Genomic DNA, 18456 nt, shown 5'->3' with positions numbered 1-18456 from the left:
CCGCGGCTTGCGGCTCATTCGGCTGCGACATTCAGGGGCTGGTCGTCAGCGTGGATCTGGCGGGCCTTCAGCATGGGGATCACCTCGTTGGCGAGACCGGTCAGCGTCCGCACCACCTTCCAATGCGGCATGTCCCCGCGGTGGATCTGGAAGATGATCCGGCTCGATCCGGCTTCCTCGGCCCATTTCTCGATGGTGTCGGCCACCGTCTTCGCGGTGCCGGCGACAACCCGGAACTGCTGGCGGATCTGATGCCAGTCGAAGGCGCCGCCATGGCTCGACGGCAGCATGCGGCCATTGCGCTTCTTGAACTCGTCGAGGCTCAGATAGCCCGGTGCGTCGATGAACCGGCCGGCCTTGGTCAGCGTGGTGAAGAAATAGCGGACATGCGGCTCCATCTCGGCGAGCGCGCTCTCGTCGTCGTCGCCGATATAGACCATGCAGACGATCGGGATCTGATCGGGCGTGATGGTGTGGCCGTAATGGGCGGCGCGTTCCTTCAGCGTCTTCTGCGCGGCGAGCTGAGTGGCGATCGGACTGAAGGTCGAGGAATAACCAAAGCCGCGCTGGGCCGCGAGTTCGATGGTGCCGGGACTGCCGGAGCCGACCAGATAGACCTTGGGGTGAGGCTGCTGATAGGGCTTGGGCCAGATGTTCAGGTAGCGATAATTGTAGAAGCGGCCCTCGTGGCGGATCGGGCCATCCTCGGTCCAGGCCCGGATGATGACGTCGAGCGCTTCCTGCTGGCGCTCGCGCGAGGTCACCGGATTGACCGAGTTCGACCAATATTCCATCGGCGTGCCGAGCGGGAAGGCGACCTCCAGCCGGCCGCCCGACATGACGTCGAGCATGGCGTAGGACTCGGCCAGGCGGTGCGGCTGGTCGAGGCCGGCGGGCGTGCCCATCACGCAGATCTTGGCCTTGGTGGTCTGCGGGATCAGCGCGGCGGCGATGACGGATGCGATCGGCATCAGGCTGTAGGGCGTGTTGTGATGTTCGTTCACGCAGACGCCATCGAAGCCGAGCTTGTCGGCCAGCACCAGCTCGGAAAGGTAGCGCTGGTAGAAGGCATGGCCGGCCTTGGGGTCGAAATATTTGTTCGGGAAGTCGACCCAGAGCGAGTCGAAGTCGTCGATATTCTCCGGCAGATCCGTGTAGGGCATGAAATGCCAAGCGTAGAACTTGGTATCCGGCAGGATCGGCATCACTTCTCTCCGTTTTGTCCGAATGGATGTCTCGGCGTGCGGCGCGAGCGAGCCGTCACTCGCCGGCGCTTGCCGTCCGCTCGATGCGGGCCGGCTGAGGTGTCAGGGCGGTTGGCGTGACGGGGCGGCGGCCCGTCGCCTTGCCGGCTTCCGCCTGGAATGCGGCGATGGTCGCGGCCGGCCGGATCAGGAACCAGGCGGCGACCGCCGCGGCGGCCTGCAGAACGCCGAGCAGCAGGAAGCCGGAAGCATAGCCCGCCGCCGGCGTCGCGCCGCGCTCGACCGCCAGGCCCATCAGATAGGGCGCGAACGAACCGGCGGCCGAATTGGCGATGGTCGAGAACAGGCCGAGCATGGCGCCGCGCTGGGCGACCGGGGTCACCTCGGCAATGATCGCCGGGCTGAGTGTCCAGACCAGGGTCGGCAGGCCGAAGCCAATGGCCAGCAAGGCCAATTGCAGCGGACCGGGCGACAGGAAGGTCATCGCCGCGGTCGCCGCTCCGCCCGCCACCAGGCACAGGCAGAGCAGGCCCGACCGGGCATAGCGGCTGGTGACGCCGGCGAGCAGGAGGCGCTGCGACAGGTAGCCGCCGCCGAGCACCAGCACGATGCTGGCGATCCAGGGCAGGGTGGTGAGCCAGCCGGTCTGGGTGGTGGAATAGCCAAGCCCACGGGTGAGATAGGGCGGCAGCCAGGCGAGCATGATGGTGATGCCGCAGGCGACGGCGAAACCGGCGAGCGTGTTGCCGATGAAGGTCCGGTCGAGCAGCAGGAGGCGATAGCTGACCGGTTGCAGATTGCCGGCGCCGGCGCTCGGGGTGGCGACCTTGCCTTCGCTGCCGAAGATCAGCCAGAGCACCACCCAGGCGGCCGTGACGGTGCCGAGCAGGCCGAAGCCGAAACGCCAGCCCTGGGCGACGATGAAATAGGCGACGATCGGCGCGGCCAGCACGATGCCGAAGGCGGCGCCCTCCGACACGATGCTGGTCGGCACGGCCCGCCGGTCGTCCTCGAACCATTTGAACACCGCATGCAGCACCACGGCGAAGGCCGGGCCTTCGCCAAGGCCGAGCAGGACGCGGGCGGCCACCACTTCATTGAGCGAGGTTGCCCACAACATCGGAAACTGCGTCGCGGCCCAGACCGTCGCGAGGCCGGCGAGAACCCATTTGGTCGGCCAGCGATTGACCAGGAAGCCGCCGGCAATGCCGGCGATCGGATAGACCCAATACATGGCGCTGGCCGCCAGGCCGAACTGGCTCGGGGTCAGGTTCAGGTCGCGCATCAGCGGCACCGCGGCAAATCCCAGCACGGCCCGATCGGCGAAGGCCAGGATCATGAACAGCGTCAGCATGAAGACGATGAACCAGGGTTTGAGGCTTTCTCCTGTGGTCGACATGGGTCCCCTCCAGACTTGGGCGTTGGGCGTTGCGCGGATGGCTTCTTGGATCGGGGGCTCTTGGCTGGCCCCTTCAAGGTGACGCGGTCGCTTTCGCGGCGCCGTCAGCCTCGGCCGAGGAAGGCGGTGACACGTTCGGCCGCCGAAGGGGTGTCCTCGAACAAGAGGTGCCCGGTGCCGGGGATGCGCTCGATCCGGGCGTCGGGCAGCAGCTTCAGCCAATGGTCGGCATGGGCGATCGGGCGGACGCGATCCTGCTCGCCCCACAAGAGCAGCGACGGCACGCGCACCCGGTGCAGCCATTGGGCGAGCTTGGGATTGCCCGATGCGCGCTCCCAGATCAGGCGTGCGACCGCCGTGGTCTCGCGGTAACGCAGCGTCAGGAACTCGATGTCGTGACCTTCCGGCAGGAAGGGCGCGAGCGCCGCCGGATTGGTCGCCAGATAGCCGGGCAGCTGGGCGGGCGGGATGGTGAACAGGTCGGTCGCCGGCGGATCCTTGACCACCAGCCCGGCCGGCGCGACCAGCACCAGCTTGTCGAGCCGGTGGTGGTGGGCGATCGCGAATTCCGCCGCCATCCAGCCGCCGAACGAGAAACCGACGAGGTGGAACCGGTCGAGCTTCAGGGCGTCGAACAGATCCAGATAGTGCAGCACATAGTCCTGCATGGAATCGATCCGGTCGTCGTCGCCGGATTCGCCGAAGCCGGGATGATAGGGAATGATGACGCGGTGGCTGTCGGTCCAGCGCCGAGCGAAGGCGAAGCCCGGAAACGTGCCGGAGCCGTGCAGAAAGACCAGCGGCTTGCCGGTGCCGGCCGAGTAGACGACGGTCTTGATGCCGTTGAGGTCGAGCTCCTGCCGGTCGAAGCCATCCAGTGTTTCCCGGGTGCGGTCGATGACGGATCCCATGGCAATCTCCCCACTTGCTGTTTCTGAACGTGGGTCGAGTGTGGGGATGGGGCGCAAGAGCCGTCACCTATCGAAAGATAGTGGCGCGCGGATCGGCCCTCGGGGGCCTGCGCGAGGCGCCGATGCCGCCCCCACGCGGCGGTTGATTCCTGGCGGCGCGCTGGCAGAATGGCCCGACAGTCGGCAGCCGCCGATGGCCGCGGCGAGGTCCGCGTCCGCCCGGATCGCGAACCCTCTCGCCGCAGATGACCGATCTCATAGCCGAAGACATTTTCGACCCAGGTTTCGGGCGCGCCGGCGTTCTGGATCGGCATGTGCTCGCCGATCGCCGCACGGTCGTGACGCCAGAACCGTCGCTTCTGCCCCGGCCGCGCCTGATCGCCGATCTGCAGGCGGCGCGCGGCGCGCGCCTGACCATCGTGCGGGCGCCGGCGGGCTTCGGAAAGTCGTCGCTCATCCGGCAGTGGCGGGACACGATGGTCGCCGAGCGGCGGCACGTGGTGACGATCGCGGTCGGGCGGCAGGGCGCCGTGCTGACCGACAGTCTGCGCCGGCCGGCGACGGTTCGGCTCGACAGCCATGCGGCGATCGCGCCGGTGGTCGAGGAACGCCAGCGCCAGCGGGGCGAAACCGTGCTGATCATCGATGATTGGCACCTGCTGGCCGCCGAACTGGCCGACAGCCTGATCGACCGGATCATTTCGGGCCGCGACTCCGGCCTGCATGTCGTGCTCGGCTCGCGCCATCCGCCAAGGGTCGCGCTGGCGCGTGCCCGGGCGCTGGGGCAGGTCGTCGATATCGATGCGCGAGCCCTGTGCTTTACCCGCGACGAGGCGGCGGAACTGCTGCGCTCGGAAAGCGGCGTCAACCCGGACGCCGCCACGCTGGCCGATCTGATACGGACGAGCGAGGGCTGGCCCTTCGTGCTGCGCCTGGAGGCCACCAAGCTGCGCGCCGGCGGCCGGCGTGACCGGCAGGCGCGGGTGTCGGGCGAAAGCCGGCTCGTCCAGGACTTCTTCCTGGAGGAAATCCTCGGGCCGCAGCCGCAGCCATTGCAGGACTTTCTGATCCGCACCGCCTTGCTCGACCGGCTGGACGCCGATCTGTGCGATGCCGTCATCGGCCGGTTCGGCAGCGCCGACCTCCTGGAACAGCTTGAACAGGCCGGGTTGTTCCTGGACGCCGTCGACGATCAGCGCGGCGGCTATCGCTATCACCCGCTGTTCGCCCAATTCCTCCGTGCGCAGCTGCGGCGCCGGCTGCCGGGCGATGTGCACAGCCTCGCCATCCGGGCGGCGGACTGGCTGGAGCTCAAGGGCTGGTTCGGCGACGCCGCGGAACAGGCCATCGAGGCGGGCGCATTCGATCGCGCCGCCGATATCCTCAGCGCCCATTGTTTCACCGCCTATTGCAACGGCGTCGGGCACGGCTTCGCGTCGCTGATGCTGCGCCTGCCGCGCCGGGTTCTGCGCAAGCACCCGAAACTGCTGCTCTATGCCGCCCAGGCGGCGTCGGTCAGCCGGGAATTCGGCGTGGCCGAGGATCTGCTGAGCCTGGTTGCCGAGCATATGCGGGCCGCCAGCGGGCAGGCGACCTCGGACGGCGCCCAGCTCGACCATCTGGTTCTGCACAAGCGCATGCTGATGGCCCAAGCCGAGGACGACCAGCCCGCGGCCGAGCGCAAATGCGTCGAGCTGGTGCGCAATTGCGACAGTTTCGATCCCTATACCCGCGGCACCATATACGGCTCGCTGCTCTACGCCCGGCGGGAGCAGTTCAAGCTGACCGACACCAACGACCTGGAAGGCGCCGGCATCCGCGAGTTCAACCGGTGCAACAGCCCCTATGGCCTGGTCTGGCACCTCTCGGTGGTCGGTCCGACACGCTTCGTCACCGGCGATCTCGCCGGAGCTGCCCGGCGTCTCGACCAGGCGGTGGCGCTGGCGACGGCCTTTGAGGATCAGAGCTGGCTGGCCGAGCTGCCGGGACCGCTGCTGGCCGAGGTTTGTTACGAGCGCGACGATCTCGACCGGAGCCGCGATCTCCTGGCCCGGCACTTTCCGTCGAGCGCCAGGGGCTTTGTCGACCAATATGTCGCGGGTTATCTGACCGATGCGCGGCTGAAGGCGCTGCGCGGCGACGTCGAGGCGGCCGACGCCCGCCTGGTCGGCGGCCTGGCGGTCGCCGAACAGCGCAACCTGGACCGCCTGCGCCAGAACCTGATCACCGAGCGGATCAGGCTGATGCTGCGTTTCGGCCTGCGCGAAGAGGCCCTCAGGATCGGCCAGGAGGAAGGTCTCCTGGTGGCGTCGGACAGCGTCAAGCCGCGTGCCGATTTCACCACCCGCGACGAGGCGCGCGCCTTCGGTTGGATGCGGCTGGCGATCGCGCGCGGCGCCGCGGCCGAGGCGGCCGCGCTCGCCCAGCGCTGGCTGCGGTTTGCCGCGCAGGCCGGCGCGGTGCGATCGGTCATCCGCTGGGAGATCCTGCTGGCGCGCGCCTGTCTGGCCGGCGACGACGAGCGCCAGGCCCAGCGCGTGCTCCGATCGGCGGTCGGGCGCGCGGCGCCGGGCGAGTTCATCCGCAGCTTCCTCGACGAGGGCAGCGACGTGGTCGGCCTGCTGCGTGGCCAGCTCGAGGCGTCGCCGATCTGCGACACGCCGGCCGATCGCTTTCTCGCGCGCTTGCTGGCCGACCGTGCCGATCCGTCGCCCGGGCCGGCGGCCGGCCGGGCCGGCATCGTCGCCGGCGAGCACGGTGCCTTGACCGCGCGCCAGATCGACATCTTGCGGATGGCCGGCGCCGGCATGCGCAACAGCGAAATTGGCGACCGGGTCGGAATGACCGAGGGCTCGGTCAAATGGTACCTGCAGCAGATCTATGACCGGATCGGTGTCCGCCGGCGGTCCGGCGCGATTCAGCGAGCGCGGGAACTGGGCCTGATCGACTGACCGGCGCGGTCCGGGCCAGCTATTGATCAAACGAATAAATACCAACGAAATATCATAGCGCGCGTTATTGCAAGTGGCCGGCAATCTGCCGAAAGCCCAGTTCGCCTCCCGCATGGCAGTGGGGCGGCCAATCCTGTCTATGTGCGCCGCCCGCCTCACCTATAAGGTGTTCCGCCAGGGCCTTGGCGTTCGCGATTCCCCTTGGTGTTCGCGATTCCGAAGCCCGTCGGCAGGACGCGAAGAGATTGGGCTGAAGATGCAGGTGGCTGAACAATTGGGCGAACTTCTCGACGTCGCCGCGCCCGCCGTGACGGTTGAACAGGCGCGGGCGCTGGCGCGCGATCACTTCGGCCTCGACGTCACGGTCCGGCCGCTGACCGGCGAGCGCGACCGCAATTTTCATCTCACCGACATCCGGCGCCGCGGTTATGTCCTGAAGGTCGTGCATCCGGCCGAGGACCGCGCCGTCACTGACTTTCAGAGCAGCGCGCTGCTGCACGTCGCCGCCGTCGATCCGGGCCTGGCGACGCCACGGGTCATTCGCCCGCGCGGCAGCCATTTCGGCGATGTCGCCTGGCGGGTGGCCGGCGAACCGGACCGGCGGGTCCGCTGCCTGACTTTTCTCGAGGGTCGGCCGCTGCACCTGACCGAGCGCAGCCCGGCGCAGCGGCGCAATCTCGGCGCCTTCCTGGCCCGGCTCGACCTGGCGCTGGCCGGTTTCCGCCATCCGGCCGAGAACCACGATCTCTTGTGGGACCTGAAGCAGGCCGACCGGGTGCGCGGCCTGCTCGCCGACATCCCCGATGCCGAACGCCGGGCTTTGCCCGAACGGGCGCTCGACCGGTTCAGCGCCCATGTCCTGCCGGTGCTGCCGGATCTGCGCGCCCAGGTCGTCCACAACGACTTCAATCCGCACAATGTGCTGGCCGGCGCGACCGATGACGACCGGATCGCCGGCGTCATCGATTTCGGCGACATGGTGCGGGCGCCGCTGATCCAGGATCTTGCCACCGCCTGCGCCTATCAGGTGAGCCCGGAAGGCCACCCGCTGCAGGGTGTCGCCGAGATGGCTGCGGCCTTTCACGCGGTCTGCCCGATCCTGCCTAGGGAACTCGCGGTTCTGCCCGAGCTGATCGCCACCCGCCTGGCGCTGACCATTGCCATCAGTTCCTGGCGCGCCGCGCGCCATCCGGACAATGCCGAATACATCCTGCGCAACCAGGGGGCGGCCTGGACCGGGCTGAAGCGGCTGGACGAACTGTCCCGCGAGGATGCCATCAACTGGCTCGGCGCCGAAATCGCCAAGGGGTGACGCCATGACCATGATCAACGCCTATGACGCGGCTGCCGCCACCGGCATCAGCGAGCGCGAGCGCCAGCTGATCGCCCGGCGCGAGCGCCTGCTCGGCCCCGCCTACCGGCTGTTCTACGCCAATCCCGTGCATTTCGTCCGGGGCGAGGGCGTCTGGCTCCATGATCCCGACGGCAAGGCCTATCTCGACGTCTATAACAACGTCGCTTCCGTCGGCCATTGCCACCCGCATGTGGTGGCGGCACTCGCCCGCCAGTCGGCGGTGCTCAACACCCATACGCGCTACATCACCGACGGCATTCTCGACTATGCCGAGCGGCTCCTGGCGAAATTCCCGGCCGAACTCGGCCATGTCATGTTCACCTGCACCGGCAGCGAGGCCAATGACCTCGCCTATCGGGCGGCGCGCACCTTCACCGGCGGCACCGGCTTCATCGTCACCGAGCTCGCCTATCACGGCGTCACGGTGGCGATCTCGGAAATGTCGCCGTCGCTCGGCCAAGGCATCACGCTGGCGCCCAATGTCAGGACGATCCCGGCACCCGATCTCTATCGCGCGGGCGGCCAGGATGTCGGCGAGACCTTCGCGGCCCATGTCCGTGCGGCGATCGCCGACATGTTGGCCAAGGGCATCAAGCCGGCGGCGCTGCTGGTCGACACGATCTTTTCCTCCGACGGCGTGTTCTCCGATCCGGCCGGCTTCCTGAAACCGGCGGTGGCGGCGATCCGCGAGGCCGGCGGCCTGTTCATCGCCGACGAGGTGCAGCCGGGTTTCGGCCGCACCGGCGAGGGCATGTGGGGTTTCGAGCGTCACGGCCTGGTGCCCGACATGGTCACCATGGGCAAGCCGATGGGCAATGGCCATCCGGTCGCCGGCATGGTGGCGCGGCCGGACATTCTGGAAACCTTCGGCCAGCGCACCCGCTATTTCAACACGTTCGGCGGCAATCCGGTGTCGTGTGCGGTCGGCATGGCGGTGCTCGACGTCATCGAGGACGAGGACCTGGTCGCCAATGCCAAGCGCGTCGGCGCCCGCCTGATGGATGGGCTGAGACAGATCGCCAGGCGCCATGAGCTGATCGGCGACGTGCGCGGCGCCGGCCTGTTCGTCGGCGCGGAACTGGTCGCCGACCGGGAGACGCGCCAGCCGGCGACGCTCGAAACGGCGAAGCTGGTCAATGGCCTGCGCGACAAGCGGGTGCTGATCAGCGCGGCGGGACCTGCCGCCAATGTGCTGAAGATCCGGCCGCCTTTGGTCTTCTCGCTCGATAACGCCGACCTGTTCCTGACCGCGGTCGACGACGTCCTGACCGATATCGCCAAAACGCGCTGACCACCGCCGACGGCAGCGAAGCTTCCTACGGAGTATCCGGCGTGAACCTCCTGATCACCGACACCGTCGCGGTCACCTGCGACGACCAGCGCCGCGTTCTCGACCATCATGCCATCGCCATTGTCGACGGCCGGATCGCCGCGCTTGGTCCGACCGCCGAACTGGAGGCGAACTACCCGACGCTCGAGCGCTTCGACGGCCGGCGCCTCGCCGTGCTGCCGGGCTTCATCAATGCCCATACCCACACCGTGCTGATGGCGCTGCGCGGCACGGTGGAGGATTGGTCGGGCGACGCGATCTACCGTTACATGACGCCGATCTCCTATGTCATGACGCCGGAGGAGCGCTCGGTCATCGCCATGCTCGGCTGCCTGGAGGCGATCCGCAGCGGCACGACGACGCTGGTCGACCCGTTCCGCCATGTCACCACCTATGCCGAAGCCATGGCCTCGACCGGCATGCGCCTCTGGCTGTCGGAGGCCTGCGCCGATATCGATACCCGGCGCATCCGCCATGGCGACTATTCGGTCGACGAGGCCTTCGGCCAGGCCTTTCTCGATCGCGCCACGGCGCTGATCGAGACCATGCACGGCCGCCATGGCGACCGGGTGCGCTGCCAGGTGGCGGCCCATGCGCCCGACAATTGCTCGCCGGCCATGCTCGCCCACGTGCGCGAGATGGCGGCGCGCCATGGCGTGACCCGGACCATCCACCTGTCGCAGAGCCCGGGCGAGGTCGCCGCGGTGAAACGGGCGCATGGGCTGACTTCGGCTGCCTATCTCGCGCGCGAAGGCTTTCTCGGCCCCGACCTGATCGCCGCCCATTGGACCTTCTGCACCGAGGCCGATATCGCGATCCTGGCGGACAGGGGCGTCCAGATGGCCCATACGCCGGCCAGCATCTCCAGGCGCGGCGCGCACAAGGCGCTGATCGGCAAGATCCGCGATGCCGGCGTCAGCATCGCTTTCGGCACCGACAACATGAGCGAGGACATGTTCCACGCCATGGCCTTCGGTTCGATCATCCACCGCACCGGCCGCGGCCGGACGGAGGAGGGCGGCGTCTCGCCGTCACCCCAGGAGGTGCTCGACGCGGTGACCCGGGCCGGCGCCCGTTCGGTCGGCGCGGAAGCCGAGATCGGCTCGATCGAGGTTGGCAAGAAGGCCGACCTGACCTTCATCGATCTCAACACGCCGGCATTGCGGCCGTTGATCCGGCTCGTCTCCAACATCGTCCATTACGGCCATCCCGGCATCGTCCATTCGGTCATGGTCGACGGCGCTTTCGTCATGCGCGACCGCAAGGTGCTGACCATCGACGAAGAGGCGCTCCTGAACGAGGCCGATAGCGTCACCCGGCGGGTCTGGGAGCGCATGGTGGCCGATCATCCCGACATTGCCCGGCCGCCCGGCGAATTGTTGTGGCTCGGCGCCTGAGCCGGCGCTTCGACACGTCTCCACACCCGATCGATCGACGCAGGGCTCTTGCGTCACATCGCGCGGTTGCGCCGCGCCGTGGCCCGCCCTAGGCTCTGAGCATAGGAGCTTCCATGCAAGGAGGCCCATGGTTCAAGAATCTGGAGGAAGCCAATGAAAAGATTGATGATTGCTGTCCTGTGCGCGATGGCGGGATGGGTCGCAGGCGCCGCGGCGCAGACCGCGCCGGCGCCCGCCTGGCCGCAGCGGCAGGTGAATGTCGTGGTTCCCTTTACCGCCGGCGGCACCACCGACCTGTTCGCGCGTATCTTCGCCCAGGCCATGCAGCAGAAATTCGGCGTGCCGTTCATCGTCGAGAACCGGGCTGGCGCCGGTGGCACGGTCGGCGCCGGTTATGCCGCGCGCCAGGCCAATGACGGCTATACGCTGTTCGTCGGCACGGCCAGCACCCACGCCATCGCGCCCTATGTCTACAAGACCCTGCCTTACGATCCGGACAAGGATTTCCAGCCGGTCAGCCTGTTCGCGACACTGCCGAACCTGTTGGTCATCAACCCCAGGATACCCGCGCGGACGCTGCCCGAGCTGATCAGCTATGTGCAGGCCAATTCCGGCAGGCTCAATTACGGCTCGTCGGGCATCGGCGCCTCCAACCACATCCCGGCCGAGATCTTCCAGAACATGACCGGCGCCAAGATGACCCATATCCCGTTCCGCTCGTCGAACGAGATCATGAACGCGCTGGCCGGCGGCCATCTCGATCTCGCCTTCGACAACATGACGCTGGCCTGGCCGCAGGCCCAGGGCGGCACGGTGCGCGCCATTGCGGTGACCAGCAAGGAGCGCAGCCCGACCGCGCCCGACCTGCCGGCGATCGCCGAGACGCTGCCCGGCTTCGATGTCGCAACCTGGCATGGGCTCTATGCGCCGGCCGGCACGCCGCGGGCGATCGTCGACGTGATCTCGGCCGAGGTGAAGCGGATCTATTCGCAAGCCGAGGTGATCGCCAAGCTGAAGGAGATCGGCGCGGTCGCGGCGCCCAATACGCCCGACGTCTTCGCGGCCTTCGGGGCGTCCGAGCGGGCGCGCTATCGCGACATCGTCAAGGCGGCGGGCATCGAACCGCAGTGAGCCCGCCGATCGGTCGGGGCGGCGCGCGGACAGTCTTGTCTTCGCGCCGCGCCGATGGGATAACATTCCCACCATGACCCCGACACCGCGCCGTTCCGACAGCCTGTCCTTGAAGCAAGCCCGCCGGATCGTGCTGGCCGCGCAAGGGTTCGGCCAGCCGCGCGCCGAGACCCCGGCACGCCGGCGCGACCTGAAGGCGATGATCGAGCGGCTCGGCGTGGTCCAGATCGATTCGGTCAACGTCATTGCCCGGGCCCATACGCTGCCGGGCTTTTCGCGGCTCGGCCGCTACGACACCGCCGATCTCGAGACGCTGGCCTATAACGGCCGCAAGCGCAGCCTGTTCGAATATTGGGGCCACGAGGCCTCCTACCTGCCGGTCGACCTGCAGCCGGCGATGCGCTGGCGCATGGCGCGGGCGGCGCGCGGCGAGGGCACCTATGGCGGTCTCGCGCGATTCGGCCGCGAGCGCCAGGACCTGATCGCCGAGGTCCGGCGCGAGATCGCCGACCGGGGCCCGATGGCGGCGGCCGAACTGTCGCATGATCATCGCGGCGAGGGCGGCTGGTGGGGCTGGTCCGACGGCAAGCGCGCCATCGAATGGCTGTTCTGGGCCGGCATCGTCACCACCAAGACGCGCCGCGGTGCCTTCGAGCGGGTCTATGACCTGACCGAACGGGTGCTGCCGAAACACATTGTCGAGGCGCCGACGCCCGACGATGCCGAGGCGCATCGCACATTGGTGCGGATCGCTGCGGGCGCCATGGGCATCGCGACCGAGCGTTGCCTGAGGGATTATTTCCGGCTCGAAGTCGCGGATGCCAGGGCAGCGGTCGCAAGCCTGGTGGAGGCTGGCGAGCTGGTGCCGGTCACCGTCGAGGGCTGGTCGAAGCCGGGTTATCTCGCGGCGCAGGCGCGCATTCCCCGGCGGATCGAAGCGCGCGCCCTGCTGGCGCCGTTCGACCCGCTGGTCTGGCAGCGCGAACGCACCGAGGCCCTGTTCGGCGCGCGCATCCGGCTGGAGATCTATGTGCCCGAGCACAAGCGCACCCACGGCTATTACGTGCTGCCGTTCCTGCTCGGCGACCGCATCGTCGCCCGCACCGACCTGAAGGCCGACCGGGCCCGCTCGACCTTGATCGTCCAGGCAGCCCATGCCGAAGCCGGCATCGCGCCGGCCGATATCGTCGAGCCGCTGAAGGCCGAGCTTGACCTGATGGCGCTGTGGCTCGGGCTGGAACAGGTCGAGATCAAGCGGCGAGGGGATCTCGCGGGAGCGCTGGGGCAGGGGTAAAGGGCGGAGGCGGGGAAACCCTCGCCCACATCTTTGTGGGAGAGGGTGGCGGCGTCAGCCGCCGGGTGAGGTTCGCCATTCGCCACTGGCTATTCGCCTTCACCGCCCCTTGATCTTGCGCCAGGCGGCGAAGTCGATCTTGGACTGCTCGTCGGTCGGCGGGTAGAGGCCGAGGATCGAGCGGCCCTCCAGCACCTTTTCGGTGACGAAATCCTCGAAGGCGGTCATTTCCACCGCCTCGTCGGCGATTGCGTCGGCGATGTCTGCCGGGATCACCACCACGCCTTCGCCGTCGCCAACCACCACATCGCCCGGCCAGACCGCGACATCGCCGCAACCAATGGGCACATTGATGTCGAGCGCCTGATGCAGCGTCAGATTGGTCGGCGCCGCCGGCCGGTGATGGTAGGCCGGGATCGACAGGGTCGCGATTTCCGGGCTGTCGCGGAAGCCGCCATCGGTGACCACGCCGGCGACGCCACGCTTCATCAGCCGCGACACCAGGATGCCGCCGGCGGAAGCCGCGCGGGCGTCCTTGCGGCTGTCGATCACCATCACCGCGCCGGGCGGGCATTCCTCCACCGCCTTGCGCTGGGGATGGCTGCGGTCGAGGAAGACGCTCAGCGGATTGAGGTCTTCGCGCGCCGGGATATAGCGCAGCGTGAAGGCCTCGCCGACCATGTTGCCGAGTGCCGGGTTGAGCGGATGCACGTCCTGGATGAACTGGTTGCGCAGGCCGCGCTTGAACAAGGCCGTGCAGAGCGTCGCGGTCGAGACGCCCTTGAGCTTGTCGCGGGTCGAAGCGGTCATCGCCATGGATTTAGGTCCGATCTTCAGTAGATGGCCGGTTCGTCGACCGGCGCGCCGAATTGGGTTTCCAGGAAGTCGAAATCGCAGCCGTCATTGGCCTGGCGGATATGCTGGGTGAACATCCAGCCGTAGCCGCGCTCATAGCGCTTGGGCGGCGCCGTCCATTCGGCGCGGCGGCGGGCGAGCTCGGCCTCGCTGACCTCGATGTCGATGCGCCGGTTGGCAACATCGAGCGCGATCATGTCGCCGGTGCGCACCAGAGCCAGGGGGCCGCCAATATAGGCCTCCGGCGAGACATGCAGGATGCAGGCGCCGTAGCTGGTGCCGGACATGCGCGCGTCCGACAGGCGCACCATGTCGCGCACACCCTGTTTCACCAGCTTTTTCGGGATCGGCAGCATGCCCCATTCCGGCATGCCCGGGCCGCCATGGGGACCGGCGTTGCGCAGCACCAGCACATGGTCCTCGGTGACCTCGAGGTCGTCGCGGTCGATATTGGCCTTCAGCGTCGGATAGTCGTCGAAGACCAGCGCCGGGCCGGTGTGCTTGAGGAAGCGGGGCGCGCAGGCGCTCGGCTTGATCACGCAGCCGTCGGGCGCGAGATTGCCGCGCAGCACGGCAAGCGCGCCCTCGGCGTAGATCGGGTTGTCGACCGGGCGGATGACGTCGTCATTATAGACCGCCGCACCTTCGAGCGCTTCCGACAGCGGCCGGCCGGTGACGGTGATGGCGCCGAGATGGAGGTGATCGGTGAGCCGGCTCATCAGGCCGGGAAGCCCGCCGGCATAAAAGAAGTCCTCCATCAGATAGGTGTCGCCGCTCGGCCGGACATTGGCGATGACCGGCACCTTGCGGCTCGCGTTGTCGAAATCATCCAGCGTGATGTCGACGCCGGCGCGCCTGGCCATGGCGATGACGTGGATGATCGCATTGGTCGAGCAGCCCATGGCCATGGCCACCGTGATGCCGTTCTCGTAAGCGGCACGGGTCTGGATCCGGGCCGGCGTCAGGTCTTCCCAGACCATGTCGACGATGCGCCGGCCGGACTGGGTGCACATGCGGATATGGTTGGCATCGGGGGCAGGGATGGCCGAGGCGCCGGGCAAGGTCATGCCGATGGCCTCGGCAATGGCGGTCATGGTCGAGGCGGTGCCCATGGTCATGCAGACGCCGTAGGAGCGCGCGATGCCGGCCTCGACCTCGGTCCAGTCGGCGTCGCTGATCTTGCCGGCGCGCCGCTCGTCCCAATATTTCCAGGCATCCGAGCCGGAGCCGAGCACATTGCCCTTCCAGTTGCCGCGCAGCATCGGCCCGGCCGGCACATAGATCATCGGCAGGCCGGCGCTGGTGGCGCCCATCAGCAGGGCCGGGGTGGTCTTGTCGCAACCGCCCATCAGCACCACGCCATCGACCGAATGGGAGCGGATCAGCTCTTCCGCATCCATCGCCAGGAGGTTGCGATAGAGCATGGTGGTCGGTTTGACATTGCTCTCGGAGAGCGAGATCGCCGGCAGTTCGATGGGGAAGCCGCCGGCCTGGAAGATGCCGCGCTTCACGTCCTCGACGCGGGTCTTGAAATGGGCGTGGCAGGGCTGCGCATCCGACCAGGTGTTGAGGATGGCGATCATCGGCTTGCCGGCCCAGTCGGCCGCGTCATAACCCATCTGCATCCAGCGCGAGCGATGGCCGAAGCTGCGCAGGTCGTCGGCGGCGAACCAGCGGGCGCTGCGCAGGTCGGAAGGCGATTTGCGGGTCATGGGGCGTTTCTCTTGGGATTCTCGGTCTTGGCGGTGTTTGGATCCATCCAAAGGCTTGTGCCGGCCGAAGACAAGCCCAGGGTCCGCACCGGCGCGGCATGGGTTCGCGACGCGAGGAAATTGGCCGGATGGCAGGAGCGGTTTGCGCGGGCGGAGCGCCACGCTTGGAATTTTAGAAAAGCACTAATGCATTAGTGTGTCAACGCACCGGCACCTGTGCTATGGCTGGCCCGAAGGATCGAAACATGCCGCCCATGGACGATCGCGCCGGCCCGTCGCCGCTCCCGCAGGACCGCTCACGCCACGCGGCCTCGCGGGTGTTCGACGCCTTGCGCGACGAGATCATCGCGCTGACCTTGCCGCCTGGCGCGCCGCTGGTCCGGCTGGAGCTGCAGGAACGCTTCCGGGTCAGTTCGACGCCGGTGCGCGACGCGCTGCTGCGCCTGCAGGAGGAAGGGCTGGTCGAGATCTTCCCGCAACACGCGACCATGGTCAGCCTGATCGACATAGACGGCGCCCGTCAGGCGCAGTTCCTGCGCCGTTCGATCGAGATCGAGATCGCCGGGGTGCTCGCCGAGACGCCCGATCCGGCGCTGGCGGCCCGCCTCAGGGCGATCACCGAACACCAGGAATGGGTGGCGGGCAGGGGCGACCTGAACCAGTTTTCGGTGCTCGACCTGGAATTCCACAAGGTGATGTACGAGGCCGCCAGCGTCGGCAGCCTGTGGCTCCTGGTGCGCCGGCAGAGCGGCCAGATCGACCGGCTGCGCCGGCTTCATTTGCCGGTGGAAGGCAAGGCGCAGCAGGTGATCGACGACCATTTCGCGATCATCCGCGCCATCGAGGCCGGCAAGCCCGGCGAGGCGCAGGCGATTGTGCGCGACCACCTGTCGAAGTCGCTGGCGTTCAGCTCGGCGATGCGCAGCCGTTATCCGAGCTATTTCAGCTGAAGCCACACAGGGACTGCCGGATCGCCGGTCCGGACGACCTGCGGCTCGGGGAGCGCCGGCTAGCCGCGCACCGCGGTTCGGAAGGCAGCCGAAAGCGCGGCAAGCGCGTCGCGCGGCGGGCCGTCCTTGACCCTCGTGTGAAGCAGAACCGGCAAGCGCGGCAACTCGGGAAGCCCGAGGCTCGGGCCGACATCAACCGCGCCGAAGGGCAGCATGCGCGGCGCCAATGCCGCAACGCCGAGCCCCGCCATGACCGCCGCGGCGACCGCCGCGACGCCGCCGCCGACGAAAATTTCCGTCCAGGGCACGCCTGCGGCATCGAGAAACTGCCCGGCCATCGCCCGCACGCCACAGGGCTCGGCAAGGGTAGCAAGCGGCAGGGGCTCGCCCGCGCGATGCTGCCAGCCGCGCGCTGCGAACCAGCCAAATTTTTCCTCGGTCAGAATTTCCCCGTCGCTCCGCCCGACATGCAGGCGGACGATTACCGTGTCGAGTTCCCGCCGGTCGAAGCTTTGCAGCAGGTCGCCCGACGATCCGATCCGGATTTCGATCAACAGCTGCGGGTCCTGCGCGTTCATCCGCGCGATCAGCGCGGGCAGCTCCGGTCCCGCGACATGGTCGCTGATGCCGATGGTGAGGCGCTGCCGGGTTCCGGCAAAGAGGGCGAGCGCGCGATCGTGGACCTCCAGGAGTTCGCGGGCGTGGTCGAGAAAGGTTGCGCCCCGGGCCGAAAGCTGCACGTGCCGGGGCGTCCGCTCGACCAGCCGGAAGCCGAGCCGGTCTTCGAGCCGTTTCAGCTTCAAGCTGACCGCGGCCTGCGTCGTCCGCATGGCCTCGGCCGCGCGGGTGAAACTGCCGAGCTCGGCGATGCGGATGAAAGCTTGGACCGCATCCAGGTCGAGGGGACGTTCGATCATTTCCGACCATTATAACTGATATCAGTATCCATAGCGTACGGAAATAGACAGGCGGCGCCTAGTGTCGATCCGGGACAAGACTGGAAAGGATCCCTGATGCCACTGCTTCACATCTCACTGCGCGCCGGAAAGCCGGAAGCCTATCGCCAGGCGATCTTCGACAGCCTTTACCGCGCGATGCGCGAGGCCTTGAACGTGCCCGAAGACGACCAGTTCATGACCATCACGGAGCATGACGCCGCGAACTTCCGCTACGGCGCGTCTTATCTTGGCGTCGCCCGCAGCGACGATCTCGTCTTCATTCAGATCACGGTGTTCGACACCCGCACCGTGGACCAGAAGAAGGCGCTGTTCCGGCGGATCGCGGAACTGCTCGGCGACAGCCCCGGCATCCGTCCGGAGGACGTGTTCGTCAACGTCATCGAGGCCGCCAAAGAGAACTGGTCGCTCGGTCACGGCATCGCCCAGTTCGCTTGATGCGGTGTGCTGGTGCGCAGCCCGGCCCGCCGGTCGATGGTGACGCGCGGGTCATCTGAAAGGCGCGGCGGCCCCTCGTGGCCGGCCGCGCCATCGGCGCCAAGGCGCGGGCATCTAGGATTGCCACCCAGGTGCCTGCTTGCCTCGCGCTGCGACCGCTCCGGCAGCGGCGGTCCGCAGGATGCGGCGGAAGGTCGGGCATTCCATGTGGCTTGGCGCCGGGCAGGCGGCCGCGTGCCGCAGGCCGTCGCGCATGGCGCTCAGCCTGCGGATCGTCCCGTCGAGCTCCTCGGCCTTGGCCGCCAGCATCTGCCGGTCGATGCGCGGCCGCCCGTCGGGGCCGAACATCAGCGCGATCACGTCGAGCGAAAAGCCGGCGGAGCGCCCGAGCGCGATCAGCGCCAGCCGTTCCAGCACCTCGGCATCGAACAGGCGGCGCAGGCCGCGCCGGCCGATCGAGGCGATCAGCCCCTTCTGCTCATAAAAGCGCAGCGTCGAGGCCGGCATGCCGGAGCGCTGCGCCACCTCGGCTATATCAAGATCCCTCATGCTCTTGACCTCAAGTCGACTTGA

The 18456-nt window shown here is 67.9% G+C and carries 15 protein-coding genes; 8 read left to right on the top strand and 7 right to left on the bottom strand.

Annotated elements, in window-relative coordinates; translation table 11 throughout:
* Window positions 1-14: 14 nt before the first annotated feature.
* The 3 genes from E8M01_RS32170 to E8M01_RS32160 form a co-directional block, all read right to left on the bottom strand.
* Complete coding sequence (locus E8M01_RS32170; protein WP_136963895.1) at window positions 15-1205, bottom strand: LLM class flavin-dependent oxidoreductase; 1191 nt, start codon at window positions 1203-1205, stop codon at window positions 15-17.
* A 55-nt stretch (window positions 1206-1260) separates the two neighbouring features.
* Window positions 1261-2604, bottom strand: coding sequence for an MFS transporter (locus E8M01_RS32165; protein ID WP_136963894.1), 1344 nt, complete (start codon window positions 2602-2604; stop codon window positions 1261-1263).
* 104 nt (window positions 2605-2708) lie between these two features.
* Window positions 2709-3515 (bottom strand): alpha/beta fold hydrolase, encoded by an 807-nt coding sequence (locus E8M01_RS32160; protein ID WP_136963893.1) that lies wholly within the window; start codon window positions 3513-3515, stop codon window positions 2709-2711.
* Window positions 3516-3760: 245 nt separating this feature from the next.
* Between E8M01_RS32160 and E8M01_RS32155 the strand changes: the two genes are divergently transcribed.
* The 6 genes from E8M01_RS32155 (at window position 3761) to E8M01_RS32130 (ending at window position 12972) form a co-directional block, all read left to right on the top strand.
* Entirely contained in the window at window positions 3761-6466 is a 2706-nt protein-coding gene (locus E8M01_RS32155; RefSeq protein ID WP_136963892.1) for a winged helix-turn-helix domain-containing protein, read from the top strand.
* Window positions 6467-6728: 262 nt separating this feature from the next.
* Window positions 6729-7778: a phosphotransferase gene (locus E8M01_RS32150; RefSeq protein WP_215908834.1), complete on the top strand. Its 1050-nt coding sequence runs from the start codon at window positions 6729-6731 to the stop codon at window positions 7776-7778.
* Between the two features lie 4 nt (window positions 7779-7782).
* Entirely contained in the window at window positions 7783-9111 is a 1329-nt protein-coding gene (locus E8M01_RS32145) for an aspartate aminotransferase family protein (protein ID WP_136963890.1), read from the top strand.
* A 41-nt stretch (window positions 9112-9152) separates the two neighbouring features.
* On the top strand, window positions 9153-10547 hold the full coding sequence (locus tag E8M01_RS32140; protein ID WP_136963889.1) for an amidohydrolase family protein: 1395 nt from the start codon (window positions 9153-9155) through the stop codon (window positions 10545-10547).
* Between the two features lie 153 nt (window positions 10548-10700).
* Window positions 10701-11678: a Bug family tripartite tricarboxylate transporter substrate binding protein gene (locus E8M01_RS32135; RefSeq protein WP_136963888.1), complete on the top strand. Its 978-nt coding sequence runs from the start codon at window positions 10701-10703 to the stop codon at window positions 11676-11678.
* Between the two features lie 73 nt (window positions 11679-11751).
* Window positions 11752-12972: a winged helix-turn-helix domain-containing protein gene (locus E8M01_RS32130; protein WP_136963887.1), complete on the top strand. Its 1221-nt coding sequence runs from the start codon at window positions 11752-11754 to the stop codon at window positions 12970-12972.
* A 99-nt stretch (window positions 12973-13071) separates the two neighbouring features.
* On the opposite strand, the gene E8M01_RS32125 is transcribed toward E8M01_RS32130, so the two are convergent.
* Window positions 13072-13788: a ribonuclease activity regulator RraA gene (locus E8M01_RS32125; protein ID WP_215908833.1), complete on the bottom strand. Its 717-nt coding sequence runs from the start codon at window positions 13786-13788 to the stop codon at window positions 13072-13074.
* 17 nt (window positions 13789-13805) lie between these two features.
* Window positions 13806-15539 carry an L-arabinonate dehydratase gene (araD, locus tag E8M01_RS32120; RefSeq protein ID WP_136963886.1) on the bottom strand — a complete coding sequence of 578 codons (1734 nt, stop codon included), beginning with the start codon at window positions 15537-15539 and terminating at the stop codon, window positions 13806-13808.
* A 245-nt stretch (window positions 15540-15784) separates the two neighbouring features.
* On the opposite strand from araD, the gene E8M01_RS32115 reads away from it, so the two are divergent.
* On the top strand, window positions 15785-16489 hold the full coding sequence (locus tag E8M01_RS32115; protein WP_246088513.1) for a GntR family transcriptional regulator: 705 nt from the start codon (window positions 15785-15787) through the stop codon (window positions 16487-16489).
* A 59-nt stretch (window positions 16490-16548) separates the two neighbouring features.
* Here the strand turns inward: E8M01_RS32115 and E8M01_RS32110 are convergent, their stop codons facing one another.
* Window positions 16549-17406, bottom strand: a complete 858-nt coding sequence (locus tag E8M01_RS32110) for a LysR family transcriptional regulator (RefSeq protein ID WP_136963884.1) — start codon at window positions 17404-17406, stop codon at window positions 16549-16551.
* Window positions 17407-17502: 96 nt separating this feature from the next.
* Here E8M01_RS32110 and E8M01_RS32105 point away from each other — a divergent pair, with 96 nt between their 5' ends.
* Window positions 17503-17883 carry a tautomerase family protein gene (locus E8M01_RS32105; RefSeq protein ID WP_136963883.1) on the top strand — a complete coding sequence of 127 codons (381 nt, stop codon included), beginning with the start codon at window positions 17503-17505 and terminating at the stop codon, window positions 17881-17883.
* Window positions 17884-17997: 114 nt separating this feature from the next.
* Here E8M01_RS32105 and E8M01_RS32100 read toward each other — a convergent pair whose 3' ends face one another.
* On the bottom strand, window positions 17998-18432 hold the full coding sequence (locus E8M01_RS32100; protein ID WP_136963882.1) for a helix-turn-helix domain-containing protein: 435 nt from the start codon (window positions 18430-18432) through the stop codon (window positions 17998-18000).
* Window positions 18433-18456: the final 24 nt, after the last annotated feature.

This window comes from Phreatobacter stygius (genome assembly GCF_005144885.1).
Classification (GTDB): Bacteria; Pseudomonadota; Alphaproteobacteria; order Rhizobiales; family Phreatobacteraceae; genus Phreatobacter; species Phreatobacter stygius.
This window is presented reverse-complemented; position numbering and strand designations above follow the sequence as displayed.

Excerpts from the sequence above, each read along its gene's own strand:
- E8M01_RS32135 (WP_136963888.1), top strand. The coding sequence starts at position 10,701 with ATGAAAAGATTGATGATTGCTGTCCTGTGCGCGATGGCGGGATGGGTC.
- E8M01_RS32105 (WP_136963883.1), top strand. The coding sequence starts at position 17,503 with ATGCCACTGCTTCACATCTCACTGCGCGCCGGAAAGCCGGAAGCCTAT.
- araD (WP_136963886.1), bottom strand. The coding sequence starts at position 15,539 with ATGACCCGCAAATCGCCTTCCGACCTGCGCAGCGCCCGCTGGTTCGCC.
- E8M01_RS32155 (WP_136963892.1), top strand. The coding sequence starts at position 3,761 with ATGACCGATCTCATAGCCGAAGACATTTTCGACCCAGGTTTCGGGCGC.
- E8M01_RS32130 (WP_136963887.1), top strand. The coding sequence starts at position 11,752 with ATGACCCCGACACCGCGCCGTTCCGACAGCCTGTCCTTGAAGCAAGCC.
- E8M01_RS32170 (WP_136963895.1), bottom strand. The coding sequence starts at position 1,205 with ATGCCGATCCTGCCGGATACCAAGTTCTACGCTTGGCATTTCATGCCC.
- E8M01_RS32100 (WP_136963882.1), bottom strand. The coding sequence starts at position 18,432 with ATGAGGGATCTTGATATAGCCGAGGTGGCGCAGCGCTCCGGCATGCCG.
- E8M01_RS32110 (WP_136963884.1), bottom strand. The coding sequence starts at position 17,406 with ATGATCGAACGTCCCCTCGACCTGGATGCGGTCCAAGCTTTCATCCGC.
- E8M01_RS32160 (WP_136963893.1), bottom strand. The coding sequence starts at position 3,515 with ATGGGATCCGTCATCGACCGCACCCGGGAAACACTGGATGGCTTCGAC.
- E8M01_RS32115 (WP_246088513.1), top strand. The coding sequence starts at position 15,785 with ATGCCGCCCATGGACGATCGCGCCGGCCCGTCGCCGCTCCCGCAGGAC.
- E8M01_RS32145 (WP_136963890.1), top strand. The coding sequence starts at position 7,783 with ATGACCATGATCAACGCCTATGACGCGGCTGCCGCCACCGGCATCAGC.
- E8M01_RS32125 (WP_215908833.1), bottom strand. The coding sequence starts at position 13,788 with ATGGCGATGACCGCTTCGACCCGCGACAAGCTCAAGGGCGTCTCGACC.
- E8M01_RS32165 (WP_136963894.1), bottom strand. The coding sequence starts at position 2,604 with ATGTCGACCACAGGAGAAAGCCTCAAACCCTGGTTCATCGTCTTCATG.